Raw genomic sequence first — 20991 nt, 5'->3', positions numbered from 1 at the left:
CTGTTGACAACCATAGGCGATTCGCAGTTAGAGTTTCAATATTCAAAACGATGTTTCACTATTTGGAACATCCGAATGAAACGCAAACGGGAGGAAACCATGCGTTCCATGCTCTCCGTGTCGATCTCGGCAATCGCCCTGATCGCCGCTTCTGCTTCCGTGGCCGGAACCGTGAAATATTACGGCGATTTCGATCCGGCGCCGCTCGCCGCCATGCAGGAGATCATCGCCGATTTCGAAGCCGCCAACCCGGACATCAAGGTCGAATTCCAGAACTTCGACCACGAAGGCTACAAGACCTCGATCCGCAACTTCCTGTCGGCCGATGCCCCGGACCTGGCCAACTGGTACGCCGGCAACCGAATGGCGCCTTTCGTCAATTCGGGCCAATTCATGGACGTTTCCGACGTCTGGGAAGAGCACGGCCTGAAGGACGCGCTCGCCTCCGCCCTGCCCTCGATGACCATCGACGGCAAGCAGTGGGGCGTGCCCTATACCTACTACCAGTGGGGCATCTACTATAACAAAGAGGCCTATGCCGCCGCTGGCGTCGAGGTTCCGGAAACCTGGGACCAGTTCATCGAGAACTGCGCCGCCTTCAAGGAAGCCGGAGTCGACTGCGTCACCACCGGGACCAAGGCGCTGTGGCCGGGCGCCGGCATCTTCGACTATCTGAACATGCGCACCAATGGCTACGAGTTCCACATGGCGCTGGCCAATGGCGAAGTCGCCTGGACCTCCGACGAGGTGAAAGCCACCTTTGCCGAATGGGCCAAGCTGGTGGAGCCGGGCTACATCACCCAGAACCACGCCGCGCTTGACTGGCAGGATGCTGCCGCGCTCCTCGTTCAGGGCAAGGCCGCCAACTACGTCATGGGCAACTTCGCCGTCGCCGTCTTCAAGGAAGGTGGCATGACCGACGAGACCCTCGGCTTCCTGCCCTTCCCGACGATCAACCCGGACGTGCCGCGCGCCGAAGAGGCGCCGACTGATACGGTCCACATCCCGTCGGGCGCCTCGAACGTGGAAGACGCCAAGAAGTTCCTGGCCTACCTGGCCGGCGCTGACGCCCAGACCAAGATCAACGCGGCCATGGGCCAGCTGCCGATCAACAAGGACGCTTCCGTCAACGAGGACGACCCGTTCATCGTCGCCGGTTTCGAGCTTCTGTCCACCACCCCGGGCGGCATCGCGCAATTCTTCGACCGCGACGCACCGGCCGAGATGGCCAAGATGGGCATGGAAGGCTTCCAGGAGTTCATGGTCAAGCCCGAGCGCGTGGATCAGATCCTCGAGCGGCTCGAAAAGGCCCGCGGCCGGATCTACAAGTGATCTTCCTTCGTGGGGCCGGTTCGACCGGCCCCACCACCCCTTGCCGATCCGACACGCCCGCGGGCTGATGACGGGTCCCACTCCCAACACTTTGCGGAAGGGTTGCGCGCATGAGCTCTGCCAGCACAGAAACCCACTCCCGGTCCTGGTGGCGAGAGAACCAGCAGAAGCTGACTCCCTACATCTTCCTGATCCCGGGTGTGATCTTCTTTCTCTTCTATGTCATCGTCCCGATCTTCGAGAGCTTCTGGCTGTCGACCTATGACTGGGACGGGCTGGGCGAAAAAGAGTTCATCGGAATGGCAAACTACGCCGAGCTTTTCGACGACGAAGCGTTTTACACCTCGCTCAAGAACAACGTCATCTGGCTGGTGCTCTACCTGCTGGCGATTCCCGCCGGTCTCGGCATCGCGATCTTCCTCAACCAGAAGGTCCGGGGCATTCGCGCCTACAAGTCGCTCTTCTTCTTCCCTTTCGTGATCAGCCAGGTCGTGGTCGGCCTGATCTTCGCCTGGTTCTATGCGCCGGGCTTCGGGCTGTTCTACATGATCATCGAGAAGATCACCGGCTCCGAGATCGCCATCCTCGCCGATGAGCGCTTCGCCACCTACGGCATCATCTTTGCCGGCCTCTGGCCGCAGATCGCCTATTGCATGATCCTCTATCTCACCGGCCTCAACGCCGTTGACCCCGAGCAGATCGAAGCCGCCCGGCTCGACGCCGCCAAGGGTTTCAAGATGCTCTGGTACATCATTCTGCCGCAACTCAGGCCCGCCACCTTCCTTGCGATGGTCGTAACGGTGATCGGCGCGCTTCGCTCCTTCGACCTGGTGTCGATCATGACCGATGGCGGCCCCTACGGCTCCACCCGCGTGCTCAGTTTCTACATGTACGAGCAGGCACTCTCCGAATACGGCTACCGCATGGGCTACGGCGCCTCCGTTGCGGTCATCCTGTTCCTCATCATGATGGTCTTCATCACCGGCTTCATCTGGAAGATGGTCGGCGACGAACGGAAAGGGTTCTGATCCATGTTCCCCCGTCCAATCGAACATCAATCCCGCGCGATCCAGATCTCATACCAGGTGATGCTGCCGCTTGCGCTCATCCTGTGGCTGCTGCCGCTGATCGGCGTGGCGGTGACGAGCGTCAAACCGGCCTCCGACCTCGCCGCCGGCAACTATTTCGGCCTGCCGAGCGAGCTTGCACTGTCGAACTATGCCGATGTGTTCACCAACTCGCCCATCGGCCAGTATATCTGGAACTCCTTCAAGGTGACGATCCCGACCGTGATCGGCACGCTGGTCCTGAGCTGCCTGACCGGCTTTGCGCTCGGCATTTACCGTTTCAGGGGCAATATCTGGGTTTTCTTCATGTTCGTCGCAGGGAATTTCGTGCCGTTCCAGATCCTGATGGTCCCGGTCCGCGACATGACCGTGAATCTCGGCCTCTACAACACAACGACCGGCCTCGTGCTCTTCCACGTCGCCTTCCAGACGGGCTTCTGCACGCTGTTCATGCGCAACTTCATCCGCGCACTTCCGCGCGAGTTGATCGAAGCGGCGCGCGTCGAAGGCGTAAGCGAATTCCAGATCTTCTGGTACGTGGTGCTGCCGCTGATGAAACCGGCCATCGCCGCGCTCGCGGTGCTGATCTTCACCTTCATCTGGAACGATTATTTCTGGGCCACGGTGCTGACCACCTCCAAGGAAACCCAGCCCGTGACCGCCGGTCTCTACTCGCTCAATGGCCAGTGGATCGCCCAGTGGCAGCTCGTCTCGGCCGGCGCCATCATCGCCGCCCTGCCCCCGGTTGCCATGTTCTTCCTAATGCAGAAGCACTTCATCGCCGGCCTGACGCTCGGAGCCGTGAAATGAGCCGCGTCTGGCGGCTCGACACGTCCCGCCAGACGATTGCTCTGGCCTCCCGGAACGATCGCCTGCCGGAGGTGATCTACTGGGGACCGGGGCTGCCGGACGACGAAGATCTGGGCAAGCTCCACGATGCCCATGCAATCGATGTGACCGGCGGCATGCTCGATGCCAATCCGGAGCTGTCGATCTGCCCCGAAAGCGCACGCAGCTTCCCCGGCCAGCCGGGGCTCGTGCTTGCCGACGGGCATGGCGCATCGCTCCATCCCCGCTTCGCCTATGAAAGCGAGGTGACGGGCAAGAACCACGTCTCGTTGACCTTTTCCGACGCGGAACTGGGTCTGGTCTACACCGTTCATGTCGCCATCGACCCGGAAATACATATCCTGCAGGCCCGCGCCGTTCTCGAAGCCAACCGCCCCGTGCGGCTGCACTGGTTCTCGGCGCCGGTCCTGCCCGCCCCGCAGCATTGCGACGAGATGTGGGATTTCACCGGCCGCTGGTGCGGCGAGTTCCAGATCACGCGCACGCTCTGGACGACCGGGGCACGGCTTCGCGACAACCGCACCGGGCGCACCGGTCACGAGGCGTTTCCCGGCCTTATCCTGCCCTGTCGTGGTGCGACCAACACCCAGGGCGCGGCCTATGCCTTCCACTACGGCTGGTCCGGTGGGCACCGGATGGTGGCCGAGGAGCTGCCGGACGGGCGGCGGCAGGTTCAGTTCGGCAATGCGAGCGGCACCGAGTTGGAACTCGGAACCCGTTTCGAGACCGCCACGCTCTACGCCACGTATTCCGATAGCGGGCTGAACGGCTGCGCTGTCGCTTTCCAGCGCCACCTGCGCGACCGGATCGTCACGTGGCCGGACCCGGACCGCCCACGCCCCGTGCATTACAATTGCTGGGAAGCTGTCTATTTCGATCACAAGCTGCCGGTGCTCAAGGAGATCGCCACCCGCGCCGCAGCACTCGGGGCCGAGCGTTTCGTGCTGGACGATGGCTGGTTCGGCACCCGCGACGACGACACCAGCTCGCTGGGGGACTGGCAGATCGACCCGCGCAAATATCCCGACGGGCTGGCCCCGCTGATCGAGCATGTCCATTCGGAGGGCATGGCTTTCGGCATCTGGCTGGAGCCGGAGATGATCAACCCGGAATCGGAGACCTATCGCGCCCATCCCGACTGGGCGCTCGGGCCGGAGGATCAGGTTCTCGGCCGCCAGCAGATGTGCCTCGACATGTCGAACCCGGAGGTGCGCGACTATCTCTATGGCTGCTTCGCGGACCTGCTCGGAAAGAACGAGATCGACTACATCAAGTGGGACCATAACCGCGTCCTGCCGATGCCTGATGCAGCGCAGCCGCGCGGCACCTACGAGTTGCTCGACCGGCTGCGCCGGGATTTCCCGACCGTGGAGATCGAAAGCTGCTCCTCCGGCGGCGGGCGGATCGATTTCGGCATCCTGAGCCGCACGCATCGCGTCTGGCTCTCGGACAGCAACGACGCGCTGGAGCGGCTCCGCATCCAGCATAACGCCGCGCTCTTCCTGCCGATGGCGGTCACAGGCTCGCATGTCGGCCCGCGCGACTGCCACACCTCGGGCCGCGTGCTCGATATCCGCTTCCGCGCCTGGGTCGCCGCCCAGCGGCACATGGGCTTCGAGATGGATCCCCGCGAGCTGTCCGAAGACGAGGTCGCGGTGCTGCAACAGGTCACGGCCTGGTGGAAGCGCAACCGGGCATGGATGACACGCGCCGACATCCTGCGTCTCGACAGTTCCGACCCGGCAGTGATCGCCGAGCAGCAACTGGCCGAAGATGGCGAGCGTTTCGTGGTGTTTGCCGGCAAGGCCGACACATCCGCGCAGATCGCCCCGCGCCCGTTGCGCCTGACCGGGCTCGACCCGGATGCGCGCTACCGTGTGGACATTCTCAACCGCGAGGATCTGCACGCTCTCTCGCGCGGCTCAATGGCGCTCAAGGACGGTCCGATAGAGGCATCAGGCCAGTACCTTATGTCGCAAGGCGTGGCGCTGCCCTGGTCCTTCCCGGAGCGTATGTGGATCGTCGAAGGGGAAAAGCTCTGATGCCATCGCGACCCGGCTCCCCCCCGTCTCCCGGAGCCGATACCGGACTCTCGCCCGGTGCGGCCGCGAAACCCGCAGGTGGGTCCCGCCCTCACGCCCATACTCCCTCACGGGCGCGGGCGGGATCCCCTGCATCTCTGCCCTGAACCCTCCCCCTGCTTCCACTCGCCGCCTCGACATTTCCGACATGGTAGCGCTGCATGCTGCCGACATTCCGAACATGTTCGAGCGCAAAGGAATCTGCCATGAGCGGCCATCCTGTTTTTCCTGACCTTGCCGGCGCCTCCGTCTTCATCACCGGGGGCGGTTCAGGCATTGGCGCGGCCCTGACCGAGGGTTTTCTCGAGCAAGGCAGTCAGGTCGCCTTTGTCCAGCGCAGCGACGCCACGGATTTCTGCGACGAGATGGAGGAGAAAACCGGTAACCGCCCGCTCTTCATCCAGTGCGACATCACCGATCTCGACGCGCTCTGCGGAGCGCTCGACACGGCGGCCAGCGCGCATGGACCGATCGGCGTCCTGCTCAACAATGCCGCCAACGACCAGCGTTTCGAAACGCTGGAGATCGACGAGGCGTTCTGGGACGCCTCCATGGCGATCAATCTCAAGCCCTATTTCTTTGCCTCCCAGCACGTGATCCCGGCCATGCAGGCCGAGGGCAAGGGCGCGATCGTCAACATGTCCTCGATCAGCTACATGATGGCGGATGCGGGTTACGCGCCCTACATCACGGCCAATGCCGCGATCACCGGGCTGACCCGGACATTGGCACGCGAATTCGGCCCGGACGGCATCCGGGTCAACGCAATCATGCCTGGCATGGTGGTCACGCCGCGCCAGCTCGACAAATGGCTGACGCCCGAGGGCATGGCCAAACACTTGGAACGACAGTGCCTGAAACGGACATTGGAGCCGGCGGACATGGTGGGGGGCGCGCTGTTTCTCGCCTCCGATGCCTCCGCCGCGATGACCGCGCAGGCGCTTGTCCTTGACGGAGGCACAGTGACAACCGGATGAGCGAACTTGACTGGATAGCGGTGGATTGGGGCACGTCGTCCCTGCGGGCCTGGGGGCTCGACGCGAGCGGCACGGTGCTCTGGGAAGAAAAGTCCGACCGTGGCATGGGCGGGCTGGCACCGTCCGAATTCGAGCCGAACTTTCTCGATCTCGTCGGCGCGCATATTGACGGCGCCGACCGGGTCGAAGTGATTGCCTGTGGCATGGTGGGAGCCCGGCAGGGCTGGGTCGAGGCGAGCTACCGCGCCGTGCCCTGCCACCCGCTGGACTCGCAGATGACCGAGGCCCCGGTCTCGGACCCGCGTCTGCGCTTCCGGATCATCGGCGGCTTGAGCCAGGCGGCCCCGGCCGATGTCATGCGAGGCGAGGAAACCCAGATCGCCGGTTTCCAGGCGCTCAACCCGAAATTCGACGGGGTAATCTGCCTGCCCGGAACGCATACGAAATGGGTCCATGTCAGCGCGGGCGAGGTGGTCAGCTTCCAGACCTGCATGACCGGGGACCTGTTCGCAGCGATCTCGGGCCACACCGTGTTGCGCCACTCGGTGCAAACCGATGACTGGGACGATGCGGCCTTTGCCGAGGCCGTGGACGACGCGGTTTCGCGCCCCGAGAAACTGGCCGCCCGGCTCTTTTCCCTGCGCGCCGAGGGCCTGTTGTCCGAGCAGCCCGCAGGCCGGGCCAAGGCACGCCTCTCCGGCCTGCTGATCGGCGCCGAACTGGCCGCAACCCGCCCCTACTGGCTCGGCCAGGCCGTCGCCATCGTGGGTGCGGGCGGCGTCTCCCGCCTTTATGCATCGGCCCTCGACAGCCTCGGTGCCACCCCGACCCTCGCCGCCGGCGAGGCAATGGTCCTCAAGGGCCTCGCCGCCGCCCGCGCCCTCGATACGAAAGACAAAAAATGAGCAGAAACATCATCGCCATCCTGCGCGGCATCACGCCCGCCGACGCTATCGCCGCCGCCGAAGTCCTGATCGAGACCGGCATCGACCGGATCGAAGTGCCGCTCAATTCTCCTGATCCCTACACCTCCATCCGCGAGATGGCATCGGCGGTGGGCGACCGGGCGCTAGTGGGCGCGGGAACCGTGCTGAACCTGAAACAGGTCTCCAAGGTCTCCGGCGCGGGCGGCAAGCTCGTGGTTTCGCCCAATTGTGTGCCGGAGGTGATCCGCGCCACCAAGGCGCTGGACATGCAGAGCTGGCCCGGCATCTTCACGCCCACCGAGGCCTTTGCCGCGCTGGACGCGGGCGCCGACGGGCTGAAGCTCTTTCCCGGCAACATGGCCGGTGCTGGTGGGCTGAAGGCCATGCGCGCCGTTTTGCCCGCCGATTGCGAAATCTATGCCGTGGGCGGCGCGGGCCCGGAAAATTTCGGCGAATGGATCGCCGCGGGCGCGAACGGATTCGGCATCGGCTCGGCGCTCTACAAGCCGGGCATGGATATCGCCACAATCCGCGAGCGCGCCGAAATGATCGTGGCAGCCTATGACGAGGCCTTCGAATGAGCCAGGTCTTCGACTCCACGATGTGCCAGCTCGGCGAAGGCCCCCTCTGGCACCCGCTGCGCCAACAGTTGTTCTGGTTCGACATCCTCGAGCACAGGCTGATAACGCGAAAGGACGGCGTCACGCAGTTCTGGCAGTTCGATCAATGCGTCTCTGCCGCCGGCTGGGTCGATGAGGATACCTTCCTCATCGCCTCGGCCAGCGAGTTGTTCACCTTCAATATCGAAACCGGCGAGCGCAACCACGTTCTTCCGCTGGAGGTCGACAACCCGGTGACACGCTCCAATGACGGGCGCGCAGACCCGTTCGGCGGCTTCTGGATCGGCACGATGGGCTACAATGCCGAACAGGGCGCAGGGGCGATCTATCGCTATTACCGTGGCGAGCTGCGCGTGCTTTTCCCGGAGATCTCTATCCCCAACGCGATGTGCTTCGACCCGAACGGGCAGTTTGCGCTCTATTGCGACACCCGCGAGCACGTGATCCGAAAGGTCGCGCTGGAGCAGGAGCATGGCTGGCCCAAAGGCCCGTCGGAGATCTTTATCGACATGCGCAAGGATGACTGGGGCCCGGATGGCGCCGTGCTCGATGCCGATGGCAATTTCTGGAACGCGCATTGGTGCGCCGGTCGCGTGGGCGTCTACAATCCGAAGGGAGAGTTCCTGCGGGAAATCACATTCGGGGCGAGCAAGACCACCTGTCCGGCCTTCGGCGGCCCGGACCTTTCGCAGCTTTTCGTCACCTCGGCCGCCGAGGACCTGACAGCGGAAGAACTCGCTGCCCGGCCCGAAAGCGGCATGACCTTTACCGCCCAAACCCAAGCCCGCGGGCAGAAAGAACACAAGGTAATCCTATGAAGCCGGAACTGGGTGTCTGCTACTACCCCGAACACTGGCCCGAGACACAATGGGCCGAGGATGCCGCGCGGATGCGGGAGACCGGCCTTTCTTGGGTCCGCATCGGCGAATTCGCCTGGTCGCGGATCGAGGCCGAACCCGGAAAGTTCACTTTCGACTGGCTGGACCGCGCCATTGAAACGCTGGGCGCAGCCGGGCTCAAAGTGGTGCTGGGTACCCCCACCGCCACCCCGCCGCGCTGGATGCTGGACAAGCACCCCGACATGCTGGCCGTCGATGCGCAGGGCAACCCGCGCAAGTTCGGCTCGCGCCGGCATTACTGCTTCTCCCACATGGGCTATCGCGAGGAGAGCGCCCGCATCGCGCGCATCCTCGGCGAACGCTACGGCAAGAACCCCCATGTGCAGGCCTGGCAGATCGACAATGAATATGCCTGCCACGAGACGACCCTTAGCTATTCCCGCGCCGCCGTGGAGGGCTTCCGCGACTGGCTGGCGCAGCGCTACCAGTCGCCCGAAGCGCTGAATCGCGCCTGGGGGAACGTGTTCTGGTCAATGGAATATGCCGATTTCTCCGAGATCGACCCGCCGAACCTCACTGTGACCGAGCCCAACCCCTCCCATGTCATGGCCTGGCGCCGCTACAGTTCGGACGCGTTGGTTGCCTATAACGCCGCGCAGGTAGGCGCCCTGCGCCCGCTGACCAACGCGCCCTTGATCCACAACTACATGGGCCGGGTGCTGGAATTCGACCATTTCGACGTCGGCGACGATCTCGATATCGCCAGCTGGGACAGCTACCCGATCGGCTTCCTCTCGGACCGGCTGGACGACAGCCCCGAACACAAGCGCCGCTACCTCCGGCAGGGCGATCCGGACATGCAGGCGCTGCACCATGATCTCTACCGCGCCGTGGGCAAAGGGCGCTGGTGGGTGATGGAACAGCAACCCGGCCCGGTGAACTGGGCCCCTTACAACCCCGCGCCGCTTCCCGGAATGGCGCGGCTCTGGGCTTGGGAGGCCATCGCGCATGGTGCCGAGGCGGTCTGCTATTTCCGCTGGCGGCAGGCGCCGTTTGCGCAGGAACAGATGCATGCCGGCATGCTCCGCCCCGACAGTGCCCCCGCCCCTGCCCTTGGCGAGGCCGCGCAGGTCGCCGCTGAGATCGAAGCCCTGCCCGAGATCCGCCTGGCCAAGGCGCCGGTCGCCATCCTCTTCGACTATCCCTCTGGCTGGGCCTGGGAAACCCAGCCGCAAGGCGCGGATTTCGACTATTTCGAACTGATCCTCGAAACCTATCGCGGCTTGCGCAAGCTGGGCCTGAGTATCGACATCCTGCCGGTCGATTCCGATACGAGCGACCATCCCCTGCTGCTTGTTCCCGGCCTCTTCGAGTTGCCTGACGCGCTCAAGTTGCGGCTGGCCGCGCGGAAAGGCATCACGCTGATCGGCCCGCGAAGCGGCACCCGCGGACCGGAATTCAACATTCCACTCCCCCTGCCCCCCGCCCTACCGGGGTTGGACGCCACCATCGCCCTCACCGAGAGCCTGCCGCCGAGCGCTCCCGAGCCGCTTGCCCAGGGCGGCGCGATCATCCGCTGGCTCGAACGGCTCGAAGGGACGGCAGACGTGGTCGAGGAAACGGCCTCCGGGCAACCCGTCCTGATGCGTTCCGGGGGCTTGCATTACCTCGCCGGATGGCCGGACGCGCAGGCGCTCGCCCGCATCCTTTTCCGCGCTTGCGGCGAGCTTGGGATCGAGACCCGAGACATGCCCGAAGGCCTTCGCCTGCGCGACACGGAAGTCTATCGCTTCTACATCAACTACGCCCCCGAAGCCGTGTCTTTCGACGGACTCGAAATCCCTGCCGCCGGCATCGCCTGGAAGGAAACAAAATGACGCGGGACCCCTTTGGCAGCCTGAAAGACGGTCGCCCTGTCGAGCGCATCACGCTGGAGAACGACGCGATCCGGGCCAGCATCATCACCCTCGGTGCGACCTTGCAGGATCTGCGCATGGCCGGGTGCGACCGCCCCCTGACCCTGGGCAGCAACACCGTGACCGACTACGAGGACGGCGGCGATTTGCACTATTTCGGCGCCATCGTCGGTCCGGTGGCGAACCGGATCTACAAGGCGCGGACCGTCTTCGACGGCCGGGAGCTGCAATTCGACGCCAACGGGCTTGGCGGCCATGTGCTGCATGGTGGCGCGGCGGGGCTGCATCACAAGCTGTGGCAGGTGGAGGAGGCGACGCAAACGCGCGTGCTGCTCTCCGCCACTGCCGAGGATGGCGAAGGCGGCTTTCCCGGCAATCGCCGCTTCGAGGCCGAGTTCGTGCTCGAAGGCGCCGGCCTGACCCTCAAGCTGCGCGCCGAAACCGATGCGCCGACGCTGATGAACCTGGCCAATCACAGCTATTGGAACCTTGGCGATAAAGACGATTTCCACGGCCACCAGTTACAGATCGACGCTGACACCTACCTGCCTTGCGACGATACCGACATCGCGACCGGCGAAATCCGCGACGTCGCGGGAACGGAGATGGATTTCCGGATCGCGCGCGCCCTCACCTCCGACGACGTGATCGACAACAATTTCTGCCTGTCAGAGCAACGTGTCCCGCTTCGGCAGGTCGGTAGCCTGACCGGACCGGATGGCGTCCGCCTCGGCATCGAGACCACCGAACCCGGTTTGCAAATCTATGACACCCGCCATCTGCCTGCCGAAGGCGTGCCGGGCCATGACGGTAAGGTTTATCGCCCGCGCGCCGGGGTCGCCATCGAGGCCCAGTTCTGGCCCGACGCTCCGACACACCCGACCTTCCCCGCCATCCGCATGGAACCGGGAGAGGCGTGGGAGCAAACCACCCGTTTCACCTTCTCGCAAGGCTGAGCGACAACAGTCCGCAGCGCAGCTGCGCGCCGCCATTGGCGGCGCCACCGCCGCGCGAACTCCGTTCGGCGGCGGGCGTGCCTGACGCTCCCGCCGTCAGAGACGCGGAAGCGTCTGCATCAATGGAAGGAAGTCCGCCATTTCCGGCCCGCGCTGCCGGCCAGTAAGCGCCTTGCGCAGCGGCATGAACAGCCCCTTGCCCTTGCGCCCCGTCGCTTCCTTGACCGAAGCGGTCCAGCTCGACCAGGTGCTCTCGTCAAACGGCAGTTCCGGCAGCATTCCGATGGCCTGCGCTACGAATTCGGCATCTTCCGGGTCGACCAGCGGCTCGGCGCCGTTCTTGAGCACATCCCACCAGCCAGCCATATCGCCGCGAGTAGTGATATTCTCGCGCACAACCTTCCAGAAGCTTTCGGCCAGCGCGTCCGGAACACCTAGCTCGGCAATCTGCGCGGAGACCGCGTCGAAGGGCAAGCCATGCAGGAAACGCGCGGTCAGCGGATAGAGGTCTTCCGCATCGAACTTGGTTGGGGCTGCCCCGAAACGATTGAGATCAAACCCGTCGATCAGCTCCTGGTGCGAGCTGCGCACTTCCACCGGATCCGACGAACCGAGCCGCGCCATCAGTGACAGCAGCGCCATCGGCTCCACGCCCTTCTCGCGCAGATCCCGCAGCGCCAGCGTGCCCAGACGCTTGGACAGCGCCTCGCCCTGCGGGCCGGTCAGCAGCGAGTGGTGGGCAAAGCTCGGCACCTTGCCGCCGAGGGCCTCGATGATCTGGATCTGGGTGGCTGTGTTGGTCACGTGGTCGGAACCGCGCACGACATGGGAGATGCCCATCTCGGTATCGTCCACCACGGAGGCCAGCGTGTAGAGCACCTGCCCGTCGCCGCGGATCAGAACCGGATCCGACACGGAGGCCGCGTCGATGGAAATCTCTCCAAGGATCCCGTCCACCCATTCGATCCGTTGCTGATCCAGCAGGAAACGCCAGTGACCCGAGCGCTCCGCGCGCAGGGCTGCCTTTTCCTCTTCGGAAAGCTTCAGCCCGGCGCGGTCATAGACCGGCGGCTTTCCCATGTTGAGCTGCTTCTTGCGCTTTAGGTCGAGCTCCACCGGCGTCTCGAAACACTCGTAGAACCGCCCCTTCTCGCGCAGCGCATCGGCGGCAGCCTCGTAGTGGTCCAGCCGGGAGGACTGCGTTTCCACCCGGTCCCAGGTCAGACCCAGCCATTCGAGGTCTTCCTTGATGCCATCGGCATATTCGGTCTTGGAGCGCTCCGGATCGGTATCGTCCAGGCGCAGGATGAAGGTGCCGCCGGCCTGTCGCGCGATCAACCAGTTGAACAGCGCAGTGCGCAGGTTGCCCACATGCAGGTATCCGGTGGGCGACGGGGCGAAACGGGTGACGGTCATGATGCGGCTCTCCTATCCCGCGCCCTCTTCCACAGGGCGGCGTTCTTGTCCATACCGGAGCCATGGATTTACCGGACAGTACATCGAATTGGAACGGTCTCACGGCACCAAACCTGGACGATCTCGCCCAGCTCGCCGAGGAGGTGCGCGCAGCCTTCCCGCCGCCTTTCGCCGATCCGGCGCGGCAGGTTCTGCTGCGTGTCGAGGAACTGGCAAGCGACGAGATGCTCGCGGATCTCGGGCTCGAGGACCCGTTGGAGCTGACCGGGCTTTATGACGGCACCCCGATGACGGAACGTTCGGTCATCGACCCGCCGCAAGGGCCCGATATTGTCTGGTTGTTCCGCCGTGCCATCCTAGATGAATGGGTGGCACGGGGAGATTTCGCGCTTGGCGACCTGGTAGCGAACGTGGTCACGCATGAATTCGCGCATCACTTTGGCTGGTCCGACGCTGACATTGCACGCATAGACCGATGGTGGGAGTAGTCGTGCGTTAAAAACGATTTTTTTTCACGTTTATTTTATTTATCAATTTTCTTCTTGCCGTGTTGACCTTCGGAACTACGATTTGGGCCAGTTCAAACATTTGAGGTACGCCATGTCTCTTTCCATGTCCCGCCGCCAGGCGCTTCTGAGCACGGCCATCGCGCCCGTCGCCGCCGCCACCGCCTTTTCCGCCAAAGCCGCCGACGAGAAGCCCGCGATGCTGCCGATGGGCAAGGCGCGCGGCTTTCGCGTCGGTGCGCTCGAGGGTGCCACCCTGCTGGCCGGAACGGCGCCACGGCCCGAACCGCAGTCGATTTTCGGCCTGAATGTCAGCGCCGAGGAATTCGCTTCCGTCAGCGAGTCCAATTACATCACCACCGACAGTGCCCAGTTCTTCTTTACCCCGACCGTTCTGCGCAGCGGGGATGAGGTGGTGCTCTTCGATACCGGCCTGAACGCCGGCGGCATCACGGCAGCCCTGGCCGAGGCAGGCATGAGCCCCGACGACATCACCAAGGTCGTTCTCACCCACATGCACGGGGACCACATCGGCGGCCTGATGAATGACGGCGCGCCGACCTTCGCCAATGCCAGCTACGTGACCGGGCAGGCGGAATTCGACCATTGGGCCGCTGCCGGCAATGAAGGTTTCGATACCAAGGTGAAGCCGCTGGCCGAAAAGATGTCATTCATCGGCGAGGGCGACAGCATTGCTCCGGGCATCACCGCCATGGCCGCCTTCGGGCACACGCCCGGCCACATGAACTACATGCTGGAAAGCGAGGGCAAGCAACTCCTGATCGCGGCGGACCTCGCCAATCACTACGTTTGGTCGCTGGCCTATCCCGACTGGGAAGTGAAATTCGACATGGACAAGACGGCCGCCGCCGCGACCCGACGCAAGGTGCTGGGCATGCTTGCAGCCGACAAGCTTCCGATGATCGGCTACCATATGCCCTTCCCCGCCGCCGGATTCGTCGAAACCCGTGAGGACGGCTTCCGCTACGTCCCGGTGAGCTACCAGCTTCTGTAACCGTGCAGGCGCCGCGGGCGCGCGACGGGGGCCGGGAGACCGGCCCCCGTTCGCTCGTTCGGAACCAGGCCGGATTCGCAAGGAATCCGTGCTTTGCCGTCCGGCGAGCGTTCACTGCACCGCAGAAATGGAAATACCCGCTGCGGCACACGGAAACGTCACACGGAGACTATAAAAAGTAACCTGATTTTTGTGATATTGATCGGGGATTGCCTGGGTTTTCGCCGCATCATGCATTTGTTGCATATTCGGAATATCAGCAATGCAGACTGCGCTAAAATCCCGCGCCATACTCGGTTGCAAAAGCGCTGTGAATGAGCACTGTGCGCGCAAACATCGAGGAAACGAGGTTACACCCCGTGCACGAAATTCTCACCATTACCCTGAATCCGGCACTCGACATGAATACCGAGGCCGACAAGGTCGTTCCGGACGTGAAGCTCCGCTGCACTGAACCCACTGTGGATCCGGGCGGCGGGGGCATCAACGTGGCCCGGGCCATCCGCCACATGGGCGGAGACGCGACGGCGGTCGTGGCGATTGCCGGCCATAACGGCAACCGTCTGCTCGAATTGCTGATGGAGCAGGGCATTCCGGTCATGCCGATTCCGTCGCCGGGCGAAACCCGCGCCAGCGTGGTGGTGAACTGCAAGAATACCGGTCAGCAATACCGCTTCATGCTTCCAGGGCCGCCCTGGAAGGAAGAACACGTCCAGAAAGCGATCCGGACAACCGCGGCACATGCCCCCAAGGGTGGCCTTGTGATCCTGTCGGGCAGCCAGCCGCCGGGCGTGCCGCTCGATTTCGAAGAGCACCTGTCGGCCGCGATCATGGAAGCCGGTGCGAAGCTGATCGTCGATACTTCCGGCCCCGCGCTGCGCCAGATCGTCCAGGATCACCGCTCGCCACCCTTCCTGCTGCGCTCCGATGACGAGGAGGCCGAAGGCCTTGCGGGCCGCAAGCTGGAAACGCCGGCCGACACTGCCGCCTTCTCCCGCGAGTTGATCGATCGGGGCGTTGCCGAGAACATCATCTTCGCCCGCGGCTCCGAGGGCTCGGTGCTGACCACCAAGGACGGCTCCTGGCTTGCCACCGCTCCCAAGGTCGAGGTCATCTCCAAAGTTGGCGCCGGCGATAGCTTCGTGGGTGGCTTCACGCTCTGCCTCGCGCGCGGTGAAACCCTTCAGGAAGCGGCCCGCTGGGGCGCGGCCGCTGCCGCAGCGGCTGTGGCCACGCCTGCAACCGAGCTTTGCCGCGGCGACGACGTGGAACGCCTGCTGCCGCAATCCAAGCTGATCGAACTCTGATACCCCGATGGGCGACGTTACGATCTATCACAACCCGGCCTGCAGCAAGTCGCGCGACGTGCTGCGGGTCATCGAGGCTGCCGGCTATGAGCCGAAAGTCGTTCAATACATGAAAGCCGGATGGGACCGGGAGGAACTGGTGCAGCTCCTTGCGGATGCAGGCATGACCCCGCATGAGGTTCTTCGGCGCCAACGCGGCCCGGCACAGGAGCTTGGCCTGCTCGAACAGGGCGTGACGGACGCGCAGATCCTCGACGCCATGATCGAGCATCCGGTCCTCGTGGAACGTCCCATCGTTCGGACAGACAAAGGCGTTGCTCTCTGCCGCCCGGTCGGCAAGGTGCTGGACCTGCTGGAAAACTGGCCCGAGGGGCCGTTCGCGCGTTCGAACGGAACCTTGCTGATCGACGCACAGGGACTGCCCGTTCCGGGCGTCTGAAGCGTTTCGGGAAGGCGCTCAGTCCGTGTCGTCCACGTAGACGCGGATGTAGCGCCCTCCCACTTCGATCCCCACGAATTCCTGCTCGAAGGCACGGCACAAGCGCTGGCCGAAGGCAACGACCGCGTCGCTGTCACCGGTCCGGATCCGGGCCAGCAGGATCTTGCGCAGCTTGCCGTCAAACGTCGCATGCGCCTCGTGGATCGCGGCGGAGGGGAAGAAGATATCCGCCTCCTGCGCAAATTTCTGGATATCGGCGCCGGTCAGCCAGCGCATCTGCGTGTTGGGCAGGTAGACGAGGTGAACCTTCTGGCCGATCTCCACCTCGAGATGGCGCAGCGCTTCAGCCCGCCCCTCGACATTCATCGGAACATCGCCGCGCAGGGCCGCCTCCGCCTCGGCGGCGGTTTCGTCGAACAAGGCCTCCAGCTCCGCATTGGCTCCACGTCCCGCATCGACGAGCCGTCTGCAGGCATTGAGATATCCGAGCTTGCGCTCGACATCCCACCCCGCCGGGGCCGAGATCACGACGGATCGCAGGTTCGAGATGACATCGGCCATCTTGATCGTTCGGGAATCCGCCAGTTTGTGCGGCATCCCCGCGATCCGTTCCGCCCTGCGCTTCGGCTTGGGAAGGCGCATGTCATCTGTGTTCTCGACCACCATGCGCGCCACGCGGGTGCCGAATTCGGCCTCGATCTCTTCCGCCGGGAGCTTCGCGTCCTCGATCACGTCGTGCAGGAGCGCGGCCACCAGAAGCTCGGTATCCTCTCCGCCGGTTGCGCGCGCGACAAGCTCCATCACCTCGATCAGGTGGTTGATATAGGGCTCCTGCGCGGCACCCTTGCGCCGTTGGTTGCGGTGGGTTTCCGCAGCGAAGGACAAGGCGCGGCTGAGGGTCAGGATATCTTGGGACATGGGGACCGTGAGTCAGGCATGGGGCAGTTCATAAATAGAAGACCGAGGCGATGGTAAAGAAAATGAGAACGCCGAAGACGTCATTCGACGTGGTGATGAAAATGCCGGTCGCCACCGCCGGGTCCAGTTTGAACGCGCGCAGGGCAAAGGGGATCAGGGCGCCGAAGCTACCGGCGACCATCGTCACCAGCGTTATGGAGATCAGGCAGGTCAGCGCGAGTTGCGCGGGGTTGGCAAAATCGACGAAGGCAGAGGCCAGCAGCACCAGCATGGCCACCACCAGCCCGACGATGGCGCCATTCATCACCGATGCCAGCAGTTCGCGCCCGAGCCGCGGCAGGAAGTCGCCCCGCCAGGTTACCCCATGCCCGAGAGCCTGGATCGACATGGTCGAGGCCTGGATGCCGACATTGCCCGCCGTCGCCATGACCACGGGGATGAAGCTCGCAAGGATCGCGGCCTCGGTCAGCGCCTCTTCGTAGGAACCGATGACGGAGGCCGCGACGGAAGCCCCGATCAGACCGCCGAGAATCCATGGCAGCCGGCGGGCCACGATCTTCAGCGGGCCATCGAACTCGGTCGCATCCGGGTGCAGGCCGCCCATGAGCAGCATGTCTTCCTCGGCCTCCTCGACCGCGATCTGGCGCAGCTCGCGCGGAGTGATACTGCCCAGCAGCCGCCGGTCGGCATCGACAACGGCAATCGAATGGATGCGCCGTTTCTTGGCCAGGCGCAGCACGTCCTCCTGGTCGGTATCGGCGGCGACAACCACCGGATCAGCGCGCATGATCTCGGCCACCGGCGTCTCGTCCGGGCTCATCAACAGGTCCCGCCGGCGCAATTCGCCCAGGACATGACGCCCCTCGTCGATCACGTAGATCCGCTCCAGGCGCTCGATGTCATCGGCATTGGCGCGGATCGTGGCGATCACCTCGCCGACTGTGCTGTCGATACCGGCCGTCATCACCCCGCGCCTCATATGGGCGGCGGCATGGTCTTCGTCCACTTCAAGCGCCTTGCGCAGCGCCTCCTCGTGGGCATGGCCGGCGATTATTTCGAGCGCATACTCATGTGGGAGTTCGTCCAGCAGCGGAAAGGCCGCGTCCGGGTCGAGCTTCTCGATCAGCTTGCGAAAGGTGGAGCGCGTTTCCTCCTCGGCCAAAACCGCGTGCAGGCGCGGGTCCAACTCGGCAAGCACCCCGATCCCGACCTCGTCGGGCATCCATTCCAGCAACCTGCGCGCATCTTTTGTCCGCAGGCCGACAAAGAGCGAGAGCACATCCGACGGCGCCCATTCGCCTATGATTGCCAGCACCTTGCGCCGCTCACCGGACCGGATGAGTTTCTCAACCCGCCTGACGATCTTGTTCGTGGAGACTCCGGCCTGTTTGGTTCCGGACATGCCCAATCCATGGGCAAGATCCTTTTCAGCCATGAAAACCTCGTCAGAGAATGCGTGTCGTACAATGTGTTCCCGGGACCACCGACACCAAGGCATGCGCATCACCTGTCTCTGGATCACGAGACCCGTGATGACCGATCACTCCCCTTCGGACAAGTAAGGGCTTTGGGGTTGCCGTAGGGTCATGGTACTCTCGGTACCATTGTTCAATTTGGATTTACCACATGTTCTTGACAGAAATCGTATCCAACAAGACTCTCATGGCCATTGGCGCCGCCACCGGCTAGGCGTTTGCAACGTTCCTGATGAAACAGGCCGCCGATACCATCTCCGTGACAATTCTCATCGCCATCGCGGTGGTCCTTGCCGCGACCGTGGCTGCCGAGATCGTGGTGATCCGGCATGTCGGCCTTGGTCTGGCCTATATCGCGATCATCGCGACCGAGACCTTGCTGATTCTCCTGTTCGCCTTTCTGGTCGGTGACGCTTTGACCCCGCGGGAAATGCTCGGCGGGGCGCTCGTCGTCACCGGGGCAGTGATCGTCAGCTTCTGATCGTCAGCCCTCGTAGCGGTCACGCCAGCGATTGACGATCGGGTAGCGACGGTCGAGCCAGAAGGCGCGCCGGGTCAGCCGCGCGCCGGGAGCCGACTGGAACCGCTTGTATTCGGAAATGTAGAGCAGGTGCTCCACCTTGCGCACATCCGCGATGTCGAAGCCCTCGGCCACGATCTCGCCGATGCTCTTGTCCTCGTCGACCAGCGCTTCGAGGATGCGGTCCAGAACCGGATAGGGCGGCAGCGAATCCTCGTCCTTCTGGTCCTCGCGCAGCTCCGCCGAAGGCGGCTTGTCGATCACGCGCGGCGGGATCACCACGCCTTCCGGCGCCTTCATCCAGTTGCGGTGATTGGCGTTGCGCCAGCGGCAGGTCTCGAAGACCCGCATCTTGTAGAGATCCTTGATCGGGTTATAGCCGCCGGCCATGTCGCCGTAGATCGTGGCATAGCCCACCGCGACCTCGGACTTGTTGCCCGTGGTCAGCAGCATCTCGCCGAACTTGTTCGACAGCGCCATCAGCAGCAGCCCGCGCAGGCGGGACTGGATGTTTTCTTCGGTCAGATCCGGCTGGGTGCCGGCAAAGAGCGGGGCGAGCGCCTCCGTCACCGCGGCTCGCGGACCGGAAATCGGCAACTCGTCGAGCCGGGTGCCCAGCGCCCTGGCGACGCCCGCGGCATCCTCCAGCGATTCCTTCGAGGTGTATTCGGAGGGCAGCATCACGCAGCGCACATTCTCCGGCCCGATCGCGTCAGCCGCAATCGCGGCGACCAGAGCCGAGTCGATCCCGCCCGAGAGGCCGAGCAGAACCTTATTGAAGCCGGTCTTGCCGAGGTAATCGCGCAGGCTCTCGACCATCACGCGGTAATCCTGCTCCCACTCATCGGGCAGGTGCGCCATCTCGCCCGCCTCGGCGTGCCAGCCATCCGCTCCTTCGACGAAATCGACATGCGCGATCGCCTCGTCGAAAAGCGGCAACTGCACAACAAGCTCGCCATGCGGGTTCAGTACGAAGGAACCACCGTCGAAAACCTGGTCATCCTGCCCGCCGACCATGTTGAGATAGACCAGCGGCAGCCCGTTCTCGATCACGCGGGAGACCATATGCGTCAACCGCATCTCGCGCTTGCCACGGAAATAGGGCGAGCCGTTGGGCACCATGAACAGCTCCGCCCCGGTCTCGGCCAGCGTTTCGCAGACATCCGGGTGCCAGGCATCCTCGCAAATCGGGATGCCGAGCCGGATCGGGCCGACGGAAGTCGGTCCGTGTACGTCGCCGCTCGAAAAATACCGTTTCTCGTCGAAGATATTGAAATTGGGCAGGTGATGCTTGACCACTTGAGTCGCAATCTGGCCGTCCTTGAGGACGACATAGATGTTGAACAGCTCCACTCCCTCGAACCAGGGCAGGCCGATCCCCAGCGCCGGACCGTCTGCGCAATCCGCGGCCAGCTCTTCCAGAACGCCCCGGCAATCGGCCACGAAAGCGGGCTTCATCACCAGGTCCTGGCACTGGTAGCCGGACAGGAACATCTCGGGCAGGGCCACCATGTCGGCGCCCGCCGCCTTGCCGGCGGACCAGGCGTCACGTGCCTTTGCGGCATTGCCGCGAAGATCCCCGACAGTGGGGTTGAGCTGTGCCAGCGTCAGGCGGAAGCGGGTCATGTACGGGCTCCTTCGTGCGGCCTCGGGAGGGCGAGGCCGGAGACCTCTTAGCAGAAAGGCGCGCGCATGGAAGCCGAAGAGGACCTATCGGGGGCAAAAACCGTTGCTCCCCAAGGGGCCGGCAAGTAGGGTTGGCACCCAAACGACCCCGGCAGAAAACCCCGGTCGCACATGGGGAGCAGACATGATCCGACAGGCGAAACCGA

General features: G+C 63.9%; 19 protein-coding genes. 15 read left to right on the top strand and 4 right to left on the bottom strand.

Annotated elements, in window-relative coordinates; genetic code table 11:
- The first annotated feature begins 75 nt into the window (after positions 1-75).
- The 10 genes from BLR85_RS01430 to BLR85_RS01385 all read left to right on the top strand — a co-directional run bounded on the left by BLR85_RS01430 (position 76) and on the right by BLR85_RS01385 (position 11563).
- Positions 76-1332 carry an ABC transporter substrate-binding protein gene (locus tag BLR85_RS01430; protein WP_244520572.1) on the top strand — a complete coding sequence of 419 codons (1257 nt, stop codon included), beginning with the start codon at positions 76-78 and terminating at the stop codon, positions 1330-1332.
- 110 nt (positions 1333-1442) lie between these two features.
- Positions 1443-2360, top strand: a complete 918-nt coding sequence (locus BLR85_RS01425) for a carbohydrate ABC transporter permease (protein WP_068308971.1) — start codon at positions 1443-1445, stop codon at positions 2358-2360.
- A gap of 3 nt (positions 2361-2363) precedes the next feature.
- A complete protein-coding gene (locus tag BLR85_RS01420) occupies positions 2364-3209 on the top strand; it encodes a carbohydrate ABC transporter permease (protein ID WP_093148008.1) in 846 nt (281 codons plus the stop codon).
- Entirely contained in the window at positions 3206-5290 is a 2085-nt protein-coding gene (locus BLR85_RS01415) for an alpha-galactosidase (RefSeq protein ID WP_093148005.1), read from the top strand. The genes BLR85_RS01420 and BLR85_RS01415 overlap by 4 nt, the downstream gene beginning before the upstream one ends.
- Positions 5291-5535: 245 nt before the next feature.
- Positions 5536-6306 (top strand): SDR family NAD(P)-dependent oxidoreductase, encoded by a 771-nt coding sequence (locus tag BLR85_RS01410; protein ID WP_093148002.1) that lies wholly within the window; start codon positions 5536-5538, stop codon positions 6304-6306.
- Positions 6303-7211, top strand: coding sequence for a 2-dehydro-3-deoxygalactonokinase (locus tag BLR85_RS01405; RefSeq protein ID WP_093147998.1), 909 nt, complete (start codon positions 6303-6305; stop codon positions 7209-7211). Before BLR85_RS01410 ends, BLR85_RS01405 begins: the two co-directional genes overlap by 4 nt.
- Positions 7208-7813 (top strand): 2-dehydro-3-deoxy-6-phosphogalactonate aldolase, encoded by a 606-nt coding sequence (locus BLR85_RS01400; protein ID WP_093147995.1) that lies wholly within the window; start codon positions 7208-7210, stop codon positions 7811-7813. Before BLR85_RS01405 ends, BLR85_RS01400 begins: the two co-directional genes overlap by 4 nt.
- Positions 7810-8670, top strand: a complete 861-nt coding sequence (locus tag BLR85_RS01395) for an SMP-30/gluconolactonase/LRE family protein (RefSeq protein ID WP_093147991.1) — start codon at positions 7810-7812, stop codon at positions 8668-8670. Before BLR85_RS01400 ends, BLR85_RS01395 begins: the two co-directional genes overlap by 4 nt.
- Positions 8667-10568 carry a beta-galactosidase gene (locus BLR85_RS01390; RefSeq protein WP_093147987.1) on the top strand — a complete coding sequence of 634 codons (1902 nt, stop codon included), beginning with the start codon at positions 8667-8669 and terminating at the stop codon, positions 10566-10568. The genes BLR85_RS01395 and BLR85_RS01390 overlap by 4 nt, the downstream gene beginning before the upstream one ends.
- Complete coding sequence (locus BLR85_RS01385; RefSeq protein WP_093147982.1) at positions 10565-11563, top strand: aldose epimerase family protein; 999 nt, start codon at positions 10565-10567, stop codon at positions 11561-11563. The genes BLR85_RS01390 and BLR85_RS01385 overlap by 4 nt, the downstream gene beginning before the upstream one ends.
- Before the next feature lie 96 nt (positions 11564-11659).
- Here BLR85_RS01385 and gltX read toward each other — a convergent pair whose 3' ends face one another.
- Positions 11660-12979, bottom strand: coding sequence for a glutamate--tRNA ligase (gene gltX / locus BLR85_RS01380; protein WP_093147978.1), 1320 nt, complete (start codon positions 12977-12979; stop codon positions 11660-11662).
- A 62-nt stretch (positions 12980-13041) separates the two neighbouring features.
- Here gltX and BLR85_RS01375 point away from each other — a divergent pair, with 62 nt between their 5' ends.
- The 4 genes from BLR85_RS01375 to arsC all read left to right on the top strand — a co-directional run bounded on the left by BLR85_RS01375 (position 13042) and on the right by arsC (position 16246).
- Positions 13042-13467: a metallopeptidase family protein gene (locus BLR85_RS01375; protein WP_093147973.1), complete on the top strand. Its 426-nt coding sequence runs from the start codon at positions 13042-13044 to the stop codon at positions 13465-13467.
- A 112-nt stretch (positions 13468-13579) separates the two neighbouring features.
- Entirely contained in the window at positions 13580-14500 is a 921-nt protein-coding gene (locus BLR85_RS01370; protein WP_093147969.1) for an MBL fold metallo-hydrolase, read from the top strand.
- Positions 14501-14859: 359 nt separating this feature from the next.
- Positions 14860-15807: a 1-phosphofructokinase family hexose kinase gene (locus BLR85_RS01365; RefSeq protein ID WP_093148513.1), complete on the top strand. Its 948-nt coding sequence runs from the start codon at positions 14860-14862 to the stop codon at positions 15805-15807.
- Between the two features lie 7 nt (positions 15808-15814).
- On the top strand, positions 15815-16246 hold the full coding sequence (arsC, locus tag BLR85_RS01360; protein WP_093147965.1) for an arsenate reductase (glutaredoxin): 432 nt from the start codon (positions 15815-15817) through the stop codon (positions 16244-16246).
- 18 nt (positions 16247-16264) lie between these two features.
- Here arsC and BLR85_RS01355 read toward each other — a convergent pair whose 3' ends face one another.
- Together BLR85_RS01355 and mgtE are read right to left on the bottom strand one after the other, a co-directional pair.
- Complete coding sequence (locus tag BLR85_RS01355; protein ID WP_093147962.1) at positions 16265-17164, bottom strand: HD domain-containing protein; 900 nt, start codon at positions 17162-17164, stop codon at positions 16265-16267.
- 28 nt (positions 17165-17192) lie between these two features.
- Positions 17193-18599 (bottom strand): magnesium transporter, encoded by a 1407-nt coding sequence (gene mgtE, locus BLR85_RS01350; RefSeq protein WP_170844421.1) that lies wholly within the window; start codon positions 18597-18599, stop codon positions 17193-17195.
- Positions 18600-18871: 272 nt separating this feature from the next.
- Between mgtE and BLR85_RS01345 the strand changes: the two genes are divergently transcribed.
- Entirely contained in the window at positions 18872-19120 is a 249-nt protein-coding gene (locus BLR85_RS01345) for a hypothetical protein (protein WP_093147953.1), read from the top strand.
- A gap of 3 nt (positions 19121-19123) precedes the next feature.
- Here BLR85_RS01345 and BLR85_RS01340 read toward each other — a convergent pair whose 3' ends face one another.
- Positions 19124-20785: an NAD+ synthase gene (locus BLR85_RS01340; protein ID WP_093147947.1), complete on the bottom strand. Its 1662-nt coding sequence runs from the start codon at positions 20783-20785 to the stop codon at positions 19124-19126.
- Positions 20786-20991 lie beyond the last annotated feature (206 nt).

Source organism: Aliiruegeria lutimaris, from assembly GCF_900099935.1.
GTDB classification, from domain to species: domain Bacteria; phylum Pseudomonadota; class Alphaproteobacteria; order Rhodobacterales; family Rhodobacteraceae; genus Tropicimonas; species Tropicimonas lutimaris.
Note: the sequence above shows the minus strand (reverse complement) of the source record. Positions and strands in the feature narration are given on the sequence as shown.